The organism is Fusicatenibacter sp., assembly GCF_977045365.1.
Genome location: NZ_CDRRUH010000017.1, coordinates 1 through 18,611 on the forward strand (window position 1 = coordinate 1; position 18,611 = coordinate 18,611).

Genomic DNA, 18,611 nt, shown 5'->3' on the forward strand with positions numbered 1-18,611 from the left:
CTGTTTTAAAGGATCTTTCGATCGTTTTGAATTACTTATTCAGAACTTTCGAGGATGTGTTTCACTGTTTAATTATCAAGGATCTCTGCCGTTCCGACTCGGATCAGCTCGTTTATTTTATCACAGAACTTTTCGTTTGTCAAGAACTTTTTTAATTTATTTTTTGAAACTCTTTCGAACTTCGTGCTGTTCTCTCGATCAGCAACTCGTTTATTTTATCAAACTCATTTGCTTTTGTCAAGAACTTTTTCAAGTTTTTTTGAAGCAGTTTTTGCAACCCGTGGCAGCCACCCGGCTCCGGACTAGGTTTTTCTGTTTCAAAAGAACTCATTCACTGTAGCTCTCGCTGACAGCTTAGTTATAATAACACCGCCGAAAGCAAAAGTCAACACCTTTTTTCGAATTTTCTTATTTTTAGAAAAATATAGTTAATTCTGCATATTTCGTATTTTATCTGAATTTTTTAAAAAGGACCGTACGCATCACACGCCAGTCCTTTTTCCACAACTTCATTCTAATTTTTCCCCACGCGCAGAATCGCATCCTGAATATTTTCCACCGGAATCAGTGCGATTCCACCGATTTTCTCCACGGACTTCATGCAGACAGCAGGTAAAATCACCCGCTCGAAGCCCAGTTTTTTTGCTTCCAGTACACGCTGTTCCGCCATGCTGACGGCGCGGACCTCACCGCTTAAGCCGACCTCGCCGAATACGACCGTTTTTTCATCGATCACCTGATCTTTGTAGCTCGATACGACGGCAAGTGCGATGCCAAGGTCGATCGCCGGTTCATTCATCTTAATTCCGCCGGCAATATTGACGTAGGCATCGCTTGTCGAAAGATTGACTCTTGCGCGTTTTTCCAGCACTGCCATCAGCAGGTTTACGCGGTTGAAATCGCATCCTGCTGCGGTGCGGCGCGGGATTCCGAAATTGCTGTGGCAGACCAGTGCCTGAATCTCGATCAGGATCGGGCGCGTTCCCTCCATGGAGCATGCGACAACCGAACCGGAAGCTCCCTCCGGCCGTCCGTTCAGCATGTATTCCGATGGATTTTTCACTTCCACGAGTCCCTCTGTCTGCATTTCGAAGACGCCGATCTCATTTGTAGAACCAAAACGGTTTTTGACGCCGCGCAGAATCCGGTAGGACGCATGACGGTCGCCCTCGAAGTACAGCACGGTATCTACCATGTGTTCCAGCACACGCGGGCCGGCCACATTACCGTCTTTTGTCACATGACCGACGATAAAGATCGAGATTCCCATTCCCTTTGCAATCTGCATCAGCACATTCGTTGATTCCCGGACCTGGGATACACTGCCCGGCGCGGAGCTGACCTCCTCGTTGTACATGGTCTGGATCGAGTCGATGACGGCAATCTCCGGCTTCTCTTTTTCCATGACAGCGCGGATGATGTCAAGATTCGTCTCACAGAGCAGGGACAGATTTTCATTAAATTCTCCGATCCGCACGGCGCGCAGTTTGATCTGGCGCAGGGACTCCTCGCCGGAAATGTATAAAACCTGATGTCCTGCTGTGGACAGCATGCGGCACACCTGCAGAAGGAGTGTGGATTTTCCAATTCCCGGATCGCCGCCGACCAGTGTCAGGGAACCCGGCACAATTCCTCCGCCGAGCACCCGGTCGAGTTCTCCGATTCCCGTCGGGATACGCTCTTCTTTTCCTGTTGAAATTTCCGTCAGATGCACCGGCTTTCTGCCCGCTGCGCTGTGGCTTCCGAGCCCCTGGTTTCCCGCCGGTGTTTTGGCCGCCGTCGGTTCCTCCACAAACGTATTCCATTCTCTGCACGCCGGACACTGGCCCATCCATTTTGCTGACTCATATCCGCAGTTCTGGCAGAAAAAGGCTGTTTTTTTTGCTTTTGCCATAGTTGTGTCTCCCTTATAATTGTCAAAAAAAGCTGCCGCACACGTTCTGCGACAGCCTTCTTTTCTTATTTCATCATGCTTTTACGATTTCTACTGCTACATCCTCTGCTTTTTCCAGCTCTACGCTGAAGGAAAGTTTTCCGCCGAGGTTTGTGGTCATGTGACCAACGTTTACGCCGTCGAGCAGCACCTTGTATTCGGTCTCTGCTTCCATTTCAACGGTAATCTGTGCATCCTCCGGTCCTTCTACTTTGAAGGTCATGCCGCCGTCGAATACGTTCAGATCGGTAACTGCGGTTCCCGGAACGGATTCGTATACGAACAGTCCGTTTCTCTCCAGCTTTGTGATTTCCTTAAAGGTTTTTACTTTATACAGATCTCCTCTGTGCTCAAAATCAGATTTTTTTGCCTTTGCCGCAAGCTCATAATCTCCGAAGCTGATGCCTCCATCTGCCTCTGTGCGGATTAATTCTTTTACTACTGACATTTGTAAATGCCCTCCTGGTCTTGTCTTTTGTGGTGTTTCGTTTCTTTGTGAAAATCATACCATAATCAAAAAGATTTTACCATATGATTTATGGGATTTTTATATTATTTTTTTCAAGAACCTTGTTTCAACTCACAGTCGGTATTTTCACGGAGTCTGACATGTCGAAAATAGTTCGACTGTGACTTGCCTCATGTCAGTGGAGGATACCGATTTCTCTCCGCCCGCCACTGCCGTTATGTTTCTTTTAACAATTTATCCCATCGCTTTAGAATCGGAGGACTTCTTATCTACTGGTGTTAAAAGTAATCTCTTTCTTACTCATTCCAACCGCAACGGTATCGCCTTTTTTCACTTCTCCGTTCAGGATGGCTTCTGCGAGCGGATCCTCAATTTTGCTCTGGATCGCGCGTTTTAACGGGCGGGCACCGTACTTACTGTCGAAGCTGTTCTCCACCAGATATTCTTTTACGGTGTCACGGACTTTCAGTTCGATATCCATCTGTTCTTTGCAACGGCGTTCCAGATCTTTCAGAAGAATCTGCAGAATCTTCTTCATATCTGCCTTGGTAAGCTGATGGAATACGATGATTTCGTCAATTCGGTTCAGGAATTCCGGCTTGAACATCCGTTTCACCTCTTCCATCACCTGGCCCTTCATGTACTCATAGTCCTTACGCTCATCTTCTGTCGAAAGGAAGCCAAGTCGCTTCGGCGCAACAATGTTCTGTGCCCCGGCGTTGGATGTCATGATGATACAGGTCTGTTTGAAATCAACTTTTCTGCCCTGCGCATCGGTGATGTGGCCATCGTCGAGTACCTGCAGCAGTATGTTGAACACATCCGGGTGAGCTTTCTCGATCTCATCGAACAGGATCACGCTGTACGGATTGCGGCGCACTTTTTCAGAGAGCTGGCCGCCCTCTTCGTAGCCAACGTATCCCGGAGGGGAACCGATCAGCTTGGAAACGCTGTGTTTCTCCATGTATTCCGACATATCAACGCGGATCAGGGCCTGCTCGGTGCCGAAGACTGCTTCTGCGAGTGCTTTGGAAAGTTCTGTTTTGCCAACTCCGGTCGGGCCGAGGAACAGAAATGAGCCGGTCGGGCGGTTCGGGTCTTTTAATCCGACTCTACCCCGTTTGACGGCTTTTGCTACAGCCATTACGGCTTCTTCCTGTCCAACAACACGTTTGTGGAGGGTCTGCTCCAATTTTGCCAGGCGTTTGGATTCTCCTTCTGCGAGACGCTGTACTGGGATTTTCGTCCAGGTCGATACGGTTTTTGCGATCTCTTCCTCGGTTACCTGCAGTTTTTTATTCTTGCAGCGGCGCTCAAAGCGTTTGCGGATCTGCTCAAGATCTTTCTCAAGCTCCTGCTGGCGTGCCTGCAGCACTTTTGCCTGTTCAAAATCACCTGCACTGATGACAGATTCTTTTTCTTTCTGTACTTCGAACAGAGCCTGCTCCTCTTTTGCCATGTTGTCCGGCACCTGATAGCCCGCAAGCTGCACACCTGCGGATGCCTCATCAATCAGATCGATGGCTTTATCCGGCAGGAAGCGGTCGTTGATGTAGCGCACGCTCATTTTTACGGCTGCCTCGAGCGCTTCATCGGTGATTTCCACGCCGTGATGACGCTCATAGTACGGGCGCAGTCCTTTTAAGATATCGAGTGCTTCACTTTCGGTCGGCTCATCCACTTTAACCGGCTGGAAACGACGCTCCAATGCGGCATCTTTTTCGATGTATTTACGGTATTCTTCGAGCGTGGTTGCACCTATGAGCTGAATTTCTCCGCGTGACAGGGACGGTTTTAAAATGTTGGATGCATCGAGTGCTCCCTCTGCGCCGCCTGCTCCGATGATCGTATGAAGCTCGTCGATGAACAGCAGAATGTTTTCATTATCCGTCACTTCTTTGACGACTCGTTTGATGCGCTCTTCGAACTCACCGCGGTATTTGCTTCCGGCTACCATTCCCGAGAGGTCAAGAACGACAACACGCTTGTCACGGATGGTTTCCGGCACGATGCCAAGAGCGATGCGCTGTGCAAGGCCTTCGGCAATCGCCGTTTTTCCGACACCTGGCTCTCCAATGAGGCAAGGGTTATTTTTTGTCCGGCGGCTCAGGATCTGAATCACACGCTCAATTTCCTGGCTGCGGCCGACAACCGGGTCGAGTTTTCCTTCGCGCGCGAGTTCGGTGAGATCGCGGCTGTACTGATCGAGCGCCGGTGTTTCGCTGTTCGATGCACCGCCTCTTGTCTGCGGTCCGCGGCCGGCGTTTGGATTTCCATTCATGCCGCCCTGTGACGGTGCTTCGCCCATGGCGGTGAGAATGGCGCTGTATAATTTCTGAATGTTGATGCCCATGGTGAAAAGTAAGCGGGTGGCAACGCAGTCGCTCTCTTTTAAAATAGCAATCAGCAGATGCTCAGTTCCTACGGCTCTGCTTTTGAAGCGTGCGGCCTCTGCTTCTGCATTTTCGAGTACACGACGTACTCTCGGGGTATAGCCCGGACGTGATTCAGTTGCTGTATTTCCGCCTGGTGCGATCAGACGGTCGATCAGCTCGGTGAGCTGTCCGGCATCTACATGGAACTCGGTGAGCACCATGCCCGCGGTTCCATCCTCCACATTCAGAAGGCCGATCAGAAGGTGTTCGGTTCCCACGTAGTTATGTCCACATTTTTCGGCTGTCTTAACCGCATATGCCAGTGCTTTTTTTGCCTGACTGGTATATCCTTCTCTCATAACAATATTATCTCCTTATTTACTCGTCTGCGTAGTTGCTGTAAATTTCATCTACAAGCTGATGTACTTCTTCTTTTGATATATTTTTGCAGACGGCTTTTGCAAGAATGACCTGCAGATCTTCGCGCAGTTCCTGCATCGCGTACAGCTTGTCCGCATCGATGCGGATGACGGCGCCCTTTCTTCTGTCAATGGAAAGGAGACCCTCCTGACGGAGTACGCTGTAGGCTTTATTTACGGTATGCATATTGATTCCGATATTGTCTGCGAGCTGCCTGACGGAAGGTAAGGTATCCCCTTCCTGAATCCGCGAAGTGGCGATACCCAGAATGATCTGATTCCGCAGCTGGATATAGATCGCTTCATCGCTGTTGAAATCGATCTGTATTGTCTCGTAATACATAGTTACACCCTGCTTTCTCGTATCGTATTGTTATACATATGTTATAACAATCCGCAGACTTTGTCAATGAACGGATTTGCAATCGGATCTTTATCTGTTCTTTTCATAGATAATCTGAAGGCCTTTTAAGAGCAGATCCTCGTCGATGATGATGTTGTGTCGGCAGTGCGGAATCACAGCCTGCGCCAGGCCGCCGGTAGCCACAATCGTGCATTTGCAGCCAAGTTCTTCTTCCATCCGCTCAATCATGCCGTCGATGCTGGCGGCGTTTCCGTAGATCATGCCGCCTCTCAGGCAGTCCAGGGTATTTTTGCCGATCACTTTTTTCGGCGCGGTAAGACTGGTCTGGCTGAGCTGCGCGGCGTTTGATACGAGTGCATCCAGAGAGGTGCGTAAGCCTGGAAGAATAACACCGCCGATAAAGCAGCCTTTCTGGTCGAGCACACTCATGGTGGTTGCGGTTCCCATGTCGATGACGATCTGCGGGCAGGTGTATTCATTCAGGGCTGCCACTGCTACTACAACGAGATCGCTTCCTGCGGTTGCGGGGTCATCCAGTTTGATATTAAGACCTGTCTTCACGCCGGGTCCAACCACTTTGACCGGCTTTTTGATGACTTTTTCTGCCGCACTCCGGCAGAGTTCCGTTACCTGCGGAACGACGGAGGAGATGATGCCGCCTTCGATCTGATCTACGGGAATCTCATAAATTTCCAGCACATTTTTCAGGCTGACTGCGTATTCCAGTTCTGTTTTAGATTTGTCGGTGGACAGGCGTTCGATGAAGAACGTCTTTTTTCCTTCGACGCAGCCGAGGACGATGTTGGTGTTGCCGATGTCTATTGCAAGGATCATGATTTGGTTTTCCTCCTGTATGGTAAATTATTTTTTAATTTTGTGCTTTCTAAGTTCTGCCATCAGCTCTTTTTCCATCTCCCATCCAGCAACTTCTGTTATCTTCTTGTTATGCCATTCTAAATTTCTCGAAAGCAGTTCAAAATTGTTCGCTGTATGCGAAATGCAAAATTTCGGTGTTCCATGTTCATCATAAATATACATAGAACCATACACATAGCTATTTTTTACTAACTTTGCCTCGCTAATTTGATTCATCCTCATAACCTCTTCACTGCGAAACGGGCAATGAAAGATCATTCTGGAATCATCTCTTTCACCGTCATCAATAACCTCTATCCATGTTCTCTTACTATATTGCCAACTCAAAATCCCCAAAATAACCAATACAGCACAAATTGTATAATATCCAAGCGGCATTTTCCACTCACCATTGAGCTCCCAAAAAAGAAACTGTATCATCACTGCAGTTACTCCCAAAATAATTCCTGTCTCTCTGAAATCTTGCCAAAAATCAATTCTATACCAAAACGGATTCGGTGGATTTTTTCTTCTCTTTCTTTTTTGCAGTTCCTTTAATATATCTTCAAAAGGGGTTGTATGATAATAATATGATATCTGTCTCATATTTTCCTCCTTCCTCACTTTTCTGCCATTATACAATATCTTCTCTTATCCGAAAAGTCCCTACCCTCATCTTTTATTTCCCCATCCTAATTATTCCAAATTTCCCTCTTGCGCCCTTCCCGCTTTTATGGTAAAATGTATTTTGTTCCGATTATCAGAACGTGCCGCTGTGGCGGAATTGGTAGACGCACTTGACTCAAAATCAAGCGGTGAATAACCGTGCCGGTTCGAGTCCGGCCAGCGGCAGACAAAAAAGAGATCTGTATGAACGAAAGTTTATATGGGTCTTTTTTGTTATCTTTCCCGTCTTAAGAGATGCAGAAAACCCTTTCCATAGAACCATCTTTATCGCGTGGTTCTTTCGGAAAGGGTTTTTCTATTTTCCTAAATTATAATCTCTTATTTATTTCTGAACATCTTCTCATACTCCGGTGTTCCATCCAGTGTAGCGAAGTAGTCTTTCGGGGTTTCTGCACGGCGGATGACTTCAAAGCTGCCGTCCTCTTTGAGCAGAACTTCGGCAGATTTTAATTTTCCGTTATAGTTGTAGCCCATTGAAAATCCGTGTGCGCCGGTATCGTGGATAAAGAGAAGATCTCCGACCTCTACTTCCGGCAGCATTCTGTCGATCGCGAATTTGTCGTTGTTTTCGCATAAGGAACCCGTTACGTCATATTTGTGGTCGCACGGCTGATCCTCTTTGCCCATCACGGTGATGTGGTGGTAAGCGCCGTACATAGCCGGTCTCATCAGGTTGACCGCGCAGGCATCACAGCCGATATACTCTTTGTAAATGTGTTTCTGATGGATTGCGCGCGTAACGAGTCCGCCGTACGGTCCCATCATGAAACGGCCCATCTCCGTGTAAATTGCAACATCGCCCATGCCGGCCGGAACGAGGACTTCATCGTACACTCTATGTACACCCTCGCCAATCACGCGGATGTCATTGCCTTCCTGACCCGGCTTGTACGGGATTCCGACACCGCCGGAAAGATTGATGAATTTGATTTTTACGCCTGTCTCTTTCTGCAGCTTTACAGCCAGCTCAAACAGTGTTTTTGCCAGAACCGGGTAGTAATCGTTGGTTACGGTATTACTTGCAAGGAAAGAATGGATGCCGAACTCTTCTGCCCCTTTTGCCTTCAAAATGCGGAATGCCTCGAAAATCTGCTCGGTTGTCATACCGTATTTGGCATCTCCCGGATTGTCCATGATATCGGTGCTGATTTTAAACAGTCCGCCCGGGTTATAACGGCAGCAGATTTTCTTCGGAATGTAGCCTAATGTTTTCTCAAGAAAATCAATATGGGTAATATCATCAAGGTTAATGATCGCACCAAGCTCTGCAGCCAGTTGATACTCTGCAGCCGGTGTTACGTTGGAAGAAAACATGATTTTATCTTTTTCAAATCCCATCGCATCGGAAAGCATCAGCTCCGTGTAAGAAGAGCAGTCGCATCCGCAGTCATATTCACCCAGCATTTTGATCAGTGTCGGGTTTGGGTTCGCTTTCACTGCAAAATACTCACGAAATCCCGGATTCCAGGAAAAAGCTTCCTTTACCGCTTTCGCATTCTCACGAATTCCTTTTTCATCGTAAATGTGAAACGGAGTTGGTACTGCTGCTGCGATTTCTTCCAGTTTTTCTTTTGTTACAAAAGGCTTCTTCGTCATTCTCTTTTGTCTCCTTCTTCTGCTTATTTCGCCTGAATAATGTGAAGCATGTTTGTCATATATCCTTCACCCGTCACCTCGTTGGTAGCAGGGTCTCCGGCCGTAAAAATAACCATATCACCGCGTTCTACGAGTTCCTCACGGCGCACCATATACATGGCATGCGAAATGATGTTCTCCGTAGAATCTTCCTCGTATCCGGTCACCGGACGAACGCCCCAGTAGAGCTGCATTTTTCTTCTTGCCCATTCATATGGGGTAACGCCGTAAATCGGTACGCTCGGACGAAGGTTGGAAATCAGTCTTGCGGTCTGACCGGACATGGTCGGAGTCACAATGCAGGCTGCTTTGATGTGTTCTACCATAGAAACGGCTGCACTTCCGACTGCTGCGGAAACATTCAGCTTTCCTTCCAGCGCTTTTCCATCGCGGTAATCTTCGAATTTCAGATAGCGCTCTGTCTGCTCGGCAATTTCTCCCATCATGGTAACTGCCTCGATCGGATATTTTCCGGCTGCTGTTTCGCCGGAGAGCATGATCGCATCCGTTCCATCATAAATTGCATTCGCAACATCGGCTACCTCTGCACGGGTCGGACGCGGGTTCCGGATCATGGAATCCAGCATCTGGGTTGCCGTGATAACCGGTTTGTATTTATGATTGCATTTTTCAATGATGATTTTCTGTACGTGCGGTACCTGGCACGCCGGAATCTCTACACCAAGGTCTCCCCTTGCAACCATCACACCATCTGCCGCATCGATGATGCTGTCGATGTTCTGCACACCTTCCGCATTTTCGATCTTTGCAATGATATCAATATGCTCTCCTCCGTTTGCCACAAGGAACTCACGGATTTCGTTAATTGCCTCTGCATTCCGGATAAAAGAAGCCGCTACAAAATCAATATCCTGTTCAATACCAAAGAGAAGATCTCCTTTGTCTTTCTCCGTGAGGTTCGGAAGATTGATCGAAACGTTTGGTACATTCACACCCTTCTTCTCTCCGAGCTCGCCGCCGTTTACTACGGTACAGACAATTTCCGGTGCATTTACTTTTTCTACGCGCAGGCCGATCAGACCATCATCGATCAGAATTGTGTCTCCCTCTTTGATATCGTCGGTAAGGCCGGTGTAGCTGACCGAACAGTGATTTTCATCTCCGGTCTCCTGAACGGTTGTCAGGGTAAAAGTCTGTCCGGTTACCAGATTTACTTTTTTGCCATCTTTCAAAACGCCGGTACGGATTTCCGGTCCTTTGGTATCCAGAAGGATTGCCACAGGAGTTTTCAGCTCTTTTCGAAGCTCTTTCAGCATATCCATACGCATTTTCTGCTCATCGTGGTCTCCATGAGAAAAATTAAAACGAGCAACATCCATTCCGGTTTCAATCAGTTTTTTCATCAGGTCACGGGAGTTGGTATTTGGTCCCATGGTGCATACAATTTTCGTTCTTCTCATACTTTTCTCCTTTTTTTATTTATCGTTTTACTTTACATGTTCATGTGTAAACAGGTGATCCTGGCAGTATTCATAGTTTCCGTTGCATCGGGAACAGAAACGGAACTCCAGATTCGGATCATCTTTTTCGGTCCGGCCGCAGATCGCACATTTGTGTTTTGTGATCCCGTTCGGATTGCGGTATTCGGCTTCGCCTCTTGAAACGGCCTTTTGGAATTCCTTCCGGCGTCTGTTCTGCTGGAAAGAGCCGCGTTTTCCTTTTCTTGTCATCAGGAAGAACACAAGGACGTTTGCAAGGGAACAAAGAATAACAACACATCCTGCCCAGTTTCCGCTCATGATGCTGGTAATCATGCTATAAGCAAGAAGTGCTACATCAAGATATGCCAGCCATTTGATTTTGATCGGAATAATGAAATACAGCAATACCTGCATATCCGGGAAGCTGATCGCAAAGCCGAGGAAAATCGAGAGGCTGATGTAGTAAGTGCTGAATGCCGTTCCCATCAGCGACGGATATCCGTTGACTGCATATAAGATTCCATACAGCAGGAAGGAACCGATAATGGTCATCAGAATGCCGGAAAAGATATAAACGTTATATTTGAAATCTCCCCAGGCTCTTTCAAGGCTTGTTCCGATTGAGTAATAGAAAAACAGCATGATGATCGTAAAGATATCAAGGCTGCTCGGCGGAATCAGAATCCAGCTCACCAGACGCCAGATCTGTCCGTGCAGAATATAATATGGTTCCAGTGTCAGATACTGTCTCATAATGGGGGCCGCAAGCTGAATGATATAGCCCGCAATGTACGTTACGATAATGTACATCGTCAGATGGCTTAACGCGTATCTCCCATATTTTCGCTCCATTTTGTCTAAAAAATTCATGCACACTCTTCCTTTTTCGTTTGTTTTATTTCACCGGCTTTCACTGCCCGAAAATACATTCTCATTATACGTGCTGCCTTTTCGTTTGTCAAACGGTATAACGGTGAATTTCGTCTCTGAAAAAGAGCTTTACGAATGTTTTACTTTCCGGTATAATTTATTGGAAATACTTGTTAATTTTCACTCAGCAGTGAAACATTTACTGTTTCGCTGCGTAAGAAAGTGATTCAGTTGTGAGCAGCCCTCCTTTTGCGAAGCAAAACTTTAAATGAGGGCTGCGAATGATACCGTTTACTGGGTACCAGTGAACGGTATCAAATCTTTTCCAGTTATTTTATAAATATACGAAAAAATTCAGGAGGACCTTATATATGGCAGGATCATCATTTGGTACCATCTTCAGACTGACCACCTGGGGAGAGTCTCATGGAAAAGGCGTGGGCGTTGTTGTGGACGGAGTGCCGGCCGGCCTTTCGCTTTCCGACGAGGATATTCAGGTTTACCTCGACCGCAGGAAGCCGGGACAGAACCGCTTTACCACAAAACGGAAAGAATCCGATACCGTTCAGATTTTATCCGGCACCTTTGAAGGAAAAACGACCGGTACCCCGATTTCCATGGTGGTATGGAATGAGGATCAGCATTCCAAAGATTACAGCGACATTGCTTCCTATTACAGACCGGGCCACGCCGACTATACGTTTGATGCAAAATACGGTTTCCGCGACTACCGCGGCGGCGGACGCTCCTCAGGACGCGAGACGATCGCACGCGTGGCTGCAGGTGCCATTGCCTTAAAAATGCTCTCTGAGCTTGGCATCACCGTTTCCGCCTACACCCGCTCCATCGGTGACGTGGAAATCCAGTCTTTTGATGCCGCTGAAATCGCGAATAACGCCCTGAATATGCCGGATGCAGAGGCTGCCGAAAAGGCTTCCGGGCTTTTAACAAAAGCCATGGCGGAAAAAAATTCCGTCGGCGGTGTGGTCGAATGTGTCGTTCACCATATGCCGTCCGGTGTCGGCGATCCGGTGTTTGAAAAGCTCGATGCCAACCTTGCAAAAGCACTCGTCTCCATCGGCGCCGTAAAAGGCGTGGAAATCGGAGACGGTTTCTCGGTCTGCACAGCTACCGGGCTTACCAATAACGATGCCTTCCATGTAAATGCGGACGGCTCCATTGTCAAGCTGACCAACCACGCCGGCGGTATTTTAGGCGGTATCAGCGACGGAAGCGATATCGTTGTCCGGGCTGGTTTCAAACCGACCCCGTCCGTTGCTGCTTCCCAGCAGACCATCAACAAAGATGGTGAAAACATTGCCATCGAAATCAAAGGCCGCCACGACCCGATCGTCGTTGCACGCGCCGTTGTTGTCGTGGAATGCATGACCGCTCTTGTCCTGGCGGACGCACTGCTCGTCGGCATGAGCGCCAAACTGGACAATGTAAAGAAAGTCTGGGCTCTGGACGAGAAATAAAGGCCGGACTGCTTCTTTCTGGCTTCAACACAAAAAATGCCTGCGGGATACAGTTCTTCCTGCAGGCATTTTTGCGTTATTTTTTTAGTGAACGCCTTTTTTCGTAATCAGAATACAGTTCGGCGTCTCCACTTTCATCGGGCGGCCTTTCTGAACCAGCACGTTTTTCTCATAATCAACGGTAAATGTTGTGATCGTGTTGGACTCATGGTTTGCCACTGCGATATGTTTTCCGTCCGGGAACATTGCAATATCTTTTGGATATTCGCCGCTGATCGGAAGTGCAAACTTCTTCTCCAGGCAGCCGGTCTCCGGGTCGATATGGAACATTGCTACGGTATTGTCTCCGGCTGTAGAAGTAAACAGGTAGTGGTGATCCGGGGAAAGGCACATGCCGGATGCAGCGTCGTGCGCCTGGTCCACGTTCGCGGATGTGGTGCTGATCGACTGCAGTTTTTCAAATTCCGGTCCGTTTCCCGTATCACGGTAGCTGAATACATCGACTTTGTTCATCAGCTCGTAAATGACATACGCGTATTTTCCGGATTCACTGAAAACGATCTCTCTCGGACCGGATTCACGCTCACAGCGCAGGATATCCACCAGTTTCAGGCGGTCACGTTGTGTGTTCAGCTTGTACATTTTGATCTGGTCAATGCCGTTGTCGACTGCGCAGACATATTTGTTGTCCGGTGTAGGAACGACACAGCTGACATGCGGGCGGAAGTTACGCTCTGCCACACTGCCAAGGCCCTTGTGGAACACGCCGTCCATCAGACTTCCGAGGCGGCCGTCCTTATGGGTATGTACAACGGTTACTTTTCCGTCATGATAGCCTGCCACGAACAGGTATCTTCCGGTTTTGTCCACCGACAGATAGCAGCCGCGCATGCCGTCGATGTCTACTTTGTTGATCGGGGTCAGGTCTCCGTCATCTTCCACTGCAAACACCGCAACGCCTTCATCTGCAATCGAATACAGGTATTTGCCGTTTAAGGAACGGGCAATGTGGGAAGAGTTGTTGACCGGTATGACTTTTCGCTCTGTCAGAGTGCCTTCTTCTACATTTACATCATATAAATGAATACCAATGCTGCTTCCATGGGTATAAGTGCCTACATAGGCTACGTACTCATCCTTCATGTTGTTTTCATCCTTTCTGCCTTCTCGCACATCGTGTGAATTTTCTAAAAATATTTTAACACAATTTCCGCGCCACGACAACGAGGAAAACGGATTTTTGATATGTAAACGGTAACACTTTATTTTTAGACACAGGATATTCTCCTGCAGAGAATTTTTTAGATATTTCTATTGTTTTTAGATTGTAAGAGTTGAGGTTTCCGCTGCATACCATTTCCATTTTCTACGCTCTCGTCAGACTGATTTCCTGACTCATCATTCCCTGCAGTTTCTTGATTGCGCGGCTGTACTGGCACTGCAGCGCCTGCTCGCTTTTCTTGCAGAATCCACTGAGCTCTTTGTAGCTGAATCCATATGCTCTCCCCCAGAAAATGCGCTGATCCATCGGATTCAGGTTCTGGATGCAGTTCTGCATCACCATTCTCTCCTCAATCTCGGCTGTCGCGGCCGCCTCCCCTTCATTTCTGTTTTCTTTCTGATATTGTGTATAGGAAACTTCATTCTGATAATAATGTTTTCTGCGCTGATTCTTGATCTTGTTTTTTGCCACACAGAACAGCCATTTCGTCATCTCTTCTCCTTCAAGATCGGCAACGGTTTCAAATTTTACCACCAATACCTCCCATACATCGTTCAGCACATCCTTCGCCGTCTCCCGGTCATTGTTCAACTGACCGCAGATATAACGGAACAGCACATGACTGTTTTCCTCGAATATGATCTGAAAAAATCGTTCCTCCTCTTGTCTCATACACTTCTTTCTCCCTCCTGTTATTTCGCTGTCCTTCTCTTCCGGGCCCGTCATATATGTAATGTGTTGAGACTATCGAAATCTTTCGTTTTTTCAGAATATTTCTACTATTCGACCTTATTACTTTTGTTAATAAAGCAAAATATTGCGTTATAACTGCACCGCGGCGCATAATCAAATTTTTTCTTTCGAAACCAGAAATTACTGTTTCTGACAAAAAAATTCCCGCAGAAAGGAGCTTTCTTCCTCTCTGCGGGAATCTTCTATTCTGGTTTTATTTTATTTAAAGTAAGCAACACCGGACTCAAAGATCTTCAGATCCTGCTCTCCGTAGATGTTGACTGCTACGCCGTTGTCGCGGCGCTCTGCGTGTGCCATCTTACCAAATACACGGCCGTCCGGGCTGGTGATACCCTCGATTCCGCAGTAGGAACCGTTGACATTCCAGTACTCGTCGTTGGTCAGGTTTCCGTTGACATCGCAGTAGCGGGTTGCAATCTGGCCGTTTGCCATCAGCTTGTCGATCCACTCTTTCGATGCTACGAAACGTCCCTCTCCGTGGGATGCCGGGTTGGTGTAAACACCGCCAAGCTCGGCGCCTGCCAGCCATGGGGATTTGTTGGTCACAACCTTCGTGTAAACCATCTTGGAAATATGACGTCCGATGGTGTTGAAGGTCAGAGTCGGGGAATCCTCCGTCTGTCCGAGAATCTCACCGTACGGAACGAGTCCCAGTTTGATCAGCGCCTGGAATCCGTTGCAGATACCAAGGGCAAGTCCGTCTCTCTCATTCAGCAGTTTGGTAACAGCTTCTTTGATCTTCGCATTCTGGAATGCGGTTGCAAAGAATTTTGCTGATCCATCCGGCTCATCACCTGCGGAGAATCCGCCAGGGAACATGATGATCTGCGCCTGGTTGATGGCTTTTTCAAAGGCATCGACAGAACCGCGGATGTCTTCTGCGGAAAGGTTGCTGAATACCTGAGTGATAACTTTTGCACCGGCACGCTCGAAAGCTCTAGTGCTGTCATACTCACAGTTCGTTCCCGGGAAGACCGGAATGAAGACGGTCGGCTGTGCCAGCTTGTGGGAGCATACGTGGATGCTCTTTGCCTGATAGCAACTGTCTGCAACAATTCCGTTTTCGTCTGCTGCTGCCACATTCAGGGCCTCTACCTCCGGAAGCTCTGCACCGGATACGGTCTTGAATACTTTTTCCAGCGGTTTGTTCCATGCGGAAACGGCCTCGCGGATGGTGATTTCGGTGTTTTTATAGGAAAGAACCGGTTTGTCTGTCACTTCACCGATGACGGTGTAGGTGCTTGCCAGCTCTCCGACTTTTTCAGCCGGAACTTCGCAGATCAGATCTGCAATATATGGAGTAAAGAGGTCTCTCTCGTCTACATTGTGCTCGATGGTTACGCCGAGAGCATTACCGAATGCCATCTTGGATACGGCTGCTGCGATACCCTGACGGTCTACGACATAAGCGGCTTTCACACGGCCGTTCTGCATATCCTCATGCAGTTTTCTGTAGGTTTCCATGACGCCTTCGTACTCTGGAAGCAGATGTGCGTCGACTGGAAGGTGGATCCACACGAGTTTGTCTCCTGCATTTTTCAGTTCCGGAGATACTACATCTTTTAATTTTGCAACGTCAACCGCGAAGGATACGAGTGTCGGCGGTACGTCGATATGGTTGAAGGTACCGGACATACTGTCTTTTCCTCCGATAGACGGCAGGCCGTAGCCCATCTGTGCGTCGTATGCACCAAGAAGTGCTGCGAACGGCTGACTCCAGCGGTGCGGATCCTCGGTCATTCTGCGGAAATATTCCTGGAAGGTGAAGCGGACTTTGCTGTAATCGCCGCCGACTGCCACGATGCGGGACAGGGACTCGGTTACGGCATAGACTGCTCCGTGATACGGGCTCCAGCTCGATACGTATGGATCAAAGCCGTAGCTCATCATGGTAACGGTGTTGGTTTTTCCATCCGGAACCGGCACTTTTGCAACCATGGCCTGGGTTTCAGTCAGCTGATATTTTCCGCCGTACGGCATCAGCACGCTGGCTGCTCCGATGGAGGAGTCGAACATCTCAACAAGTCCCTTCTGGGAGCATGCGTTAAGATCGGACAGAGTGGACAGCCATTTTTCTTTGACATCGGCAATGTCACCGCTTCTCTTTAACGGAGTGTCCTCTGCTTTTGGAATCTCTACGAAAACATCATTCTCCTGATGTGCTCCGTTGGTGTCAAGGAATGCACGGGAGATATTAACAATCTCTTTTCCTCTCCAGGAGAGTACCAGACGCGGATCCTCGGTTACGACTGCAACTTCGGTTGCCTCCAGGTTCTCTTCTGAGGCATATTTCAGGAACTGCTCACGGTCTTTCGGATCGATGACAACGGCCATACGCTCCTGGGACTCGGAGATAGCGATCTCGGTTCCGTCGAGGCCGGCATATTTTTTCGGTACTTTGTCCAGATTGATCTTAAGGCCCGGTGCCAGCTCGCCGATGGCAACGGAAACTCCGCCTGCACCGAAGTCGTTGCATTTTTTAATCAGAAGGCTGACTTCCTCGCGGCGGAACAGTCTCTGCAGTTTACGCTCAGTCGGTGCGTTTCCTTTCTGTACCTCTGCACCGCAGGTCTCGATGGATTCTGTCGTATGTACTTTGGAGGAACCGGTTGCACCGCCGCAGCCGTCTCTTCCGGTACGGCCGCCGAGCAGGATGATGATATCGCCCGGATCGGAATTTTCACGGACAACGGCACGGCGCGGTGCTGCTCCAAGGACAGCTCCGATCTCCATACGTTTTGCCACGTAGTCCGGATGGTAAACTTCTTTGACATAGCCGGTTGCAAGACCGATCTGGTTTCCGTAGGAGCTGTAGCCGTGTGCTGCTTCTCTTACGAGTTTTTTCTGCGGAAGTTTTCCTTCGAGTGTCTCGCTCTGCGGACGGGTCGGATCTGCGGCTCCGGTCACACGCATTGCCTGATATACGTAGGTTCTGCCGGAAAGCGGATCACGGATTGCACCGCCAAGGCAGGTTGCTGCACCACCGAACGGCTCGATCTCGGTCGGGTGGTTGTGGGTCTCGTTTTTGAAGTTGATCAGCCACTCTTCGTCTTTTCCGTCTACATCTACCGGTACGACGATGGAGCATGCGTTGATTTCATCAGACTCTTCCTGATCCGCGAGTTTTCCTTCGGATTTCAGTTTTTTCATTGCCAGAAGGGCAAGGTCCATAAGGCAGATAAATTTGTCGTCACGGCCTTTGTAGAGTACCTCGCGGTCGCTTAAGTAGCGGTCGTAGCTTTTTTTCATCGGCTCGTAGTAGTCGCCTTCGCCGAAGGTCACATTGGTGAGTTCGGTGGAGAAGGTGGTATGGCGGCAGTGATCGGACCAGTAGGTATCGAGTACGCGGATCTCGGTCATGGATGGATTGCGTTTTTCCTCGCCGCGGAAGTAGTTCTGGATATGCAGGAAGTCTTTGAAGGTCATGGCAAGGCCGAGGGAATCATACAGGGCTTTTAATTCTGCCTCCGGCATGTCGATGAATCCGTCGAAGATTTTGACATCTGCCGGCTCTTCAAATTTTGTCACGAGGGTTTCCGGTTTTTCAAGTCCTGTCTCTCTGGAGTCTACCGGATTGATGCAGTGTGCTTTGACTGCGTCAAACTGCTCATCCGTCATCTCTCCTTCGATAACATACGTAACGGCGGAGCGGATGATCGGCTGCTCGTCTTCTTTTAAGAACTGCACGCACTGTACGGCAGAATCGGCTCTCTGATCAAACTGTCCCGGAAGGAATTCTACGGAAAATACTCTCGCACCTTCTGCACGCGGGAAATCTTCCTGATAGCAGATATCAACCGGCGGCTCTGCAAAGACTACTTTACATGCTTTCTCATATGTCTCATCACTGATATTTTCTACATCGTACCGGATCAGCTCCCGTACGTTGGTTACGGTCTGGATGTTCAGATAGTGCTTGATTTCATGCTTCAGATCTTTCGCCTTAATCGCAAATTCCGGCTTTTTCTCCACATAAACGCGTCTGACTGTACTCATTTTTATCCTCCATTTGTCTGAATCATAGTCCCCAAAAAACGGGACAATCTTTCGTTACTTACAGAATAGCATATTTATCTTTATAAATGAAATTAATATATCTTATATGTTTT

Annotated in this window: 14 protein-coding genes and 1 tRNA gene; 2 read left to right on the forward strand and 13 right to left on the reverse strand. The window is 48.3% G+C overall.

Annotation, left to right across the window (positions count from 1 at the left end; all coding sequences use genetic code 11):
- Positions 1–151: 151 nt before the first annotated feature.
- The 7 genes from ACY2VW_RS05660 to ACY2VW_RS05690 form a co-directional block, all read right to left on the reverse strand.
- Complete coding sequence (locus ACY2VW_RS05660) at positions 152–331, reverse strand: hypothetical protein (RefSeq protein ID WP_461877367.1); 180 nt, start codon at positions 329–331, stop codon at positions 152–154.
- 183 nt (positions 332–514) lie between these two features.
- Positions 515–1,894: a DNA repair protein RadA gene (gene radA / locus ACY2VW_RS05665; protein WP_118640954.1), complete on the reverse strand. Its 1,380-nt coding sequence runs from the start codon at positions 1,892–1,894 to the stop codon at positions 515–517.
- A gap of 73 nt (positions 1,895–1,967) precedes the next feature.
- Positions 1,968–2,381, reverse strand: coding sequence for a hypothetical protein (locus ACY2VW_RS05670; RefSeq protein ID WP_022462056.1), 414 nt, complete (start codon positions 2,379–2,381; stop codon positions 1,968–1,970).
- Between the two features lie 286 nt (positions 2,382–2,667).
- Positions 2,668–5,136 (reverse strand): ATP-dependent Clp protease ATP-binding subunit, encoded by a 2,469-nt coding sequence (locus tag ACY2VW_RS05675; RefSeq protein WP_461877368.1) that lies wholly within the window; start codon positions 5,134–5,136, stop codon positions 2,668–2,670.
- Positions 5,137–5,155: 19 nt separating this feature from the next.
- Entirely contained in the window at positions 5,156–5,539 is a 384-nt protein-coding gene (locus ACY2VW_RS05680; RefSeq protein ID WP_055221433.1) for a GntR family transcriptional regulator, read from the reverse strand.
- 90 nt (positions 5,540–5,629) lie between these two features.
- Positions 5,630–6,394 carry a type III pantothenate kinase gene (locus ACY2VW_RS05685; RefSeq protein WP_461877369.1) on the reverse strand — a complete coding sequence of 255 codons (765 nt, stop codon included), beginning with the start codon at positions 6,392–6,394 and terminating at the stop codon, positions 5,630–5,632.
- Between the two features lie 27 nt (positions 6,395–6,421).
- Positions 6,422–7,021, reverse strand: coding sequence for a hypothetical protein (locus ACY2VW_RS05690; RefSeq protein ID WP_461877370.1), 600 nt, complete (start codon positions 7,019–7,021; stop codon positions 6,422–6,424).
- 163 nt (positions 7,022–7,184) lie between these two features.
- On the opposite strand from ACY2VW_RS05690, the gene ACY2VW_RS05695 reads away from it, so the two are divergent.
- Positions 7,185–7,267, forward strand: a tRNA-Leu gene (locus ACY2VW_RS05695).
- Positions 7,268–7,420: 153 nt separating this feature from the next.
- Here the strand turns inward: ACY2VW_RS05695 and ACY2VW_RS05700 are convergent.
- Genes ACY2VW_RS05700 through ACY2VW_RS05710 form a run of 3 tightly spaced genes read right to left on the reverse strand, consistent with a single transcriptional unit; the run spans position 7,421 to position 11,049 of the window.
- Entirely contained in the window at positions 7,421–8,698 is a 1,278-nt protein-coding gene (locus tag ACY2VW_RS05700) for a diaminopimelate decarboxylase (RefSeq protein WP_461877371.1), read from the reverse strand.
- Between the two features lie 23 nt (positions 8,699–8,721).
- Positions 8,722–10,158, reverse strand: coding sequence for a pyruvate kinase (gene pyk / locus ACY2VW_RS05705; RefSeq protein WP_055268187.1), 1,437 nt, complete (start codon positions 10,156–10,158; stop codon positions 8,722–8,724).
- A 27-nt stretch (positions 10,159–10,185) separates the two neighbouring features.
- Positions 10,186–11,049 carry a hypothetical protein gene (locus ACY2VW_RS05710; protein WP_461877372.1) on the reverse strand — a complete coding sequence of 288 codons (864 nt, stop codon included), beginning with the start codon at positions 11,047–11,049 and terminating at the stop codon, positions 10,186–10,188.
- Positions 11,050–11,420: 371 nt separating this feature from the next.
- On the opposite strand from ACY2VW_RS05710, the gene aroC reads away from it, so the two are divergent.
- The gene (aroC, locus tag ACY2VW_RS05715; protein WP_461877373.1) at positions 11,421–12,527 is read left to right on the forward strand and encodes a chorismate synthase; all 1,107 of its coding nucleotides are present in this window, start codon (positions 11,421–11,423) and stop codon (positions 12,525–12,527) included.
- Between the two features lie 84 nt (positions 12,528–12,611).
- Here the strand turns inward: aroC and ACY2VW_RS05720 are convergent, their stop codons facing one another.
- From ACY2VW_RS05720 to ACY2VW_RS05730, 3 genes are all read right to left on the reverse strand, one after another.
- Complete coding sequence (locus ACY2VW_RS05720) at positions 12,612–13,670, reverse strand: lactonase family protein (protein ID WP_022463215.1); 1,059 nt, start codon at positions 13,668–13,670, stop codon at positions 12,612–12,614.
- 223 nt (positions 13,671–13,893) lie between these two features.
- Positions 13,894–14,421, reverse strand: a complete 528-nt coding sequence (locus ACY2VW_RS05725; RefSeq protein ID WP_158565082.1) for an RNA polymerase sigma factor — start codon at positions 14,419–14,421, stop codon at positions 13,894–13,896.
- Positions 14,422–14,700: 279 nt separating this feature from the next.
- Entirely contained in the window at positions 14,701–18,498 is a 3,798-nt protein-coding gene (locus tag ACY2VW_RS05730; protein ID WP_461877374.1) for a phosphoribosylformylglycinamidine synthase, read from the reverse strand.
- Positions 18,499–18,611 lie beyond the last annotated feature (113 nt).

What these genes read in the sequence shown, in the direction of transcription:
- ACY2VW_RS05700 (WP_461877371.1), bottom strand. Translation starts at nt 8,698, where the DNA reads ATGACGAAGAAGCCTTTTGTAACAAAAGAAAAACTGGAAGAAATCGCA.
- ACY2VW_RS05670 (WP_022462056.1), bottom strand. Translation starts at nt 2,381, where the DNA reads ATGTCAGTAGTAAAAGAATTAATCCGCACAGAGGCAGATGGAGGCATC.
- aroC (WP_461877373.1), top strand. Translation starts at nt 11,421, where the DNA reads ATGGCAGGATCATCATTTGGTACCATCTTCAGACTGACCACCTGGGGA.
- ACY2VW_RS05725 (WP_158565082.1), bottom strand. Translation starts at nt 14,421, where the DNA reads ATGAGACAAGAGGAGGAACGATTTTTTCAGATCATATTCGAGGAAAAC.
- radA (WP_118640954.1), bottom strand. Translation starts at nt 1,894, where the DNA reads ATGGCAAAAGCAAAAAAAACAGCCTTTTTCTGCCAGAACTGCGGATAT.
- ACY2VW_RS05685 (WP_461877369.1), bottom strand. Translation starts at nt 6,394, where the DNA reads ATGATCCTTGCAATAGACATCGGCAACACCAACATCGTCCTCGGCTGC.
- ACY2VW_RS05690 (WP_461877370.1), bottom strand. Translation starts at nt 7,021, where the DNA reads ATGAGACAGATATCATATTATTATCATACAACCCCTTTTGAAGATATA.
- ACY2VW_RS05675 (WP_461877368.1), bottom strand. Translation starts at nt 5,136, where the DNA reads ATGAGAGAAGGATATACCAGTCAGGCAAAAAAAGCACTGGCATATGCG.
- ACY2VW_RS05660 (WP_461877367.1), bottom strand. Translation starts at nt 331, where the DNA reads ATGAGTTCTTTTGAAACAGAAAAACCTAGTCCGGAGCCGGGTGGCTGC.
- ACY2VW_RS05680 (WP_055221433.1), bottom strand. Translation starts at nt 5,539, where the DNA reads ATGTATTACGAGACAATACAGATCGATTTCAACAGCGATGAAGCGATC.
- pyk (WP_055268187.1), bottom strand. Translation starts at nt 10,158, where the DNA reads ATGAGAAGAACGAAAATTGTATGCACCATGGGACCAAATACCAACTCC.
- ACY2VW_RS05720 (WP_022463215.1), bottom strand. Translation starts at nt 13,670, where the DNA reads ATGAAGGATGAGTACGTAGCCTATGTAGGCACTTATACCCATGGAAGC.
- ACY2VW_RS05730 (WP_461877374.1), bottom strand. Translation starts at nt 18,498, where the DNA reads ATGAGTACAGTCAGACGCGTTTATGTGGAGAAAAAGCCGGAATTTGCG.
- ACY2VW_RS05710 (WP_461877372.1), bottom strand. Translation starts at nt 11,049, where the DNA reads ATGAATTTTTTAGACAAAATGGAGCGAAAATATGGGAGATACGCGTTA.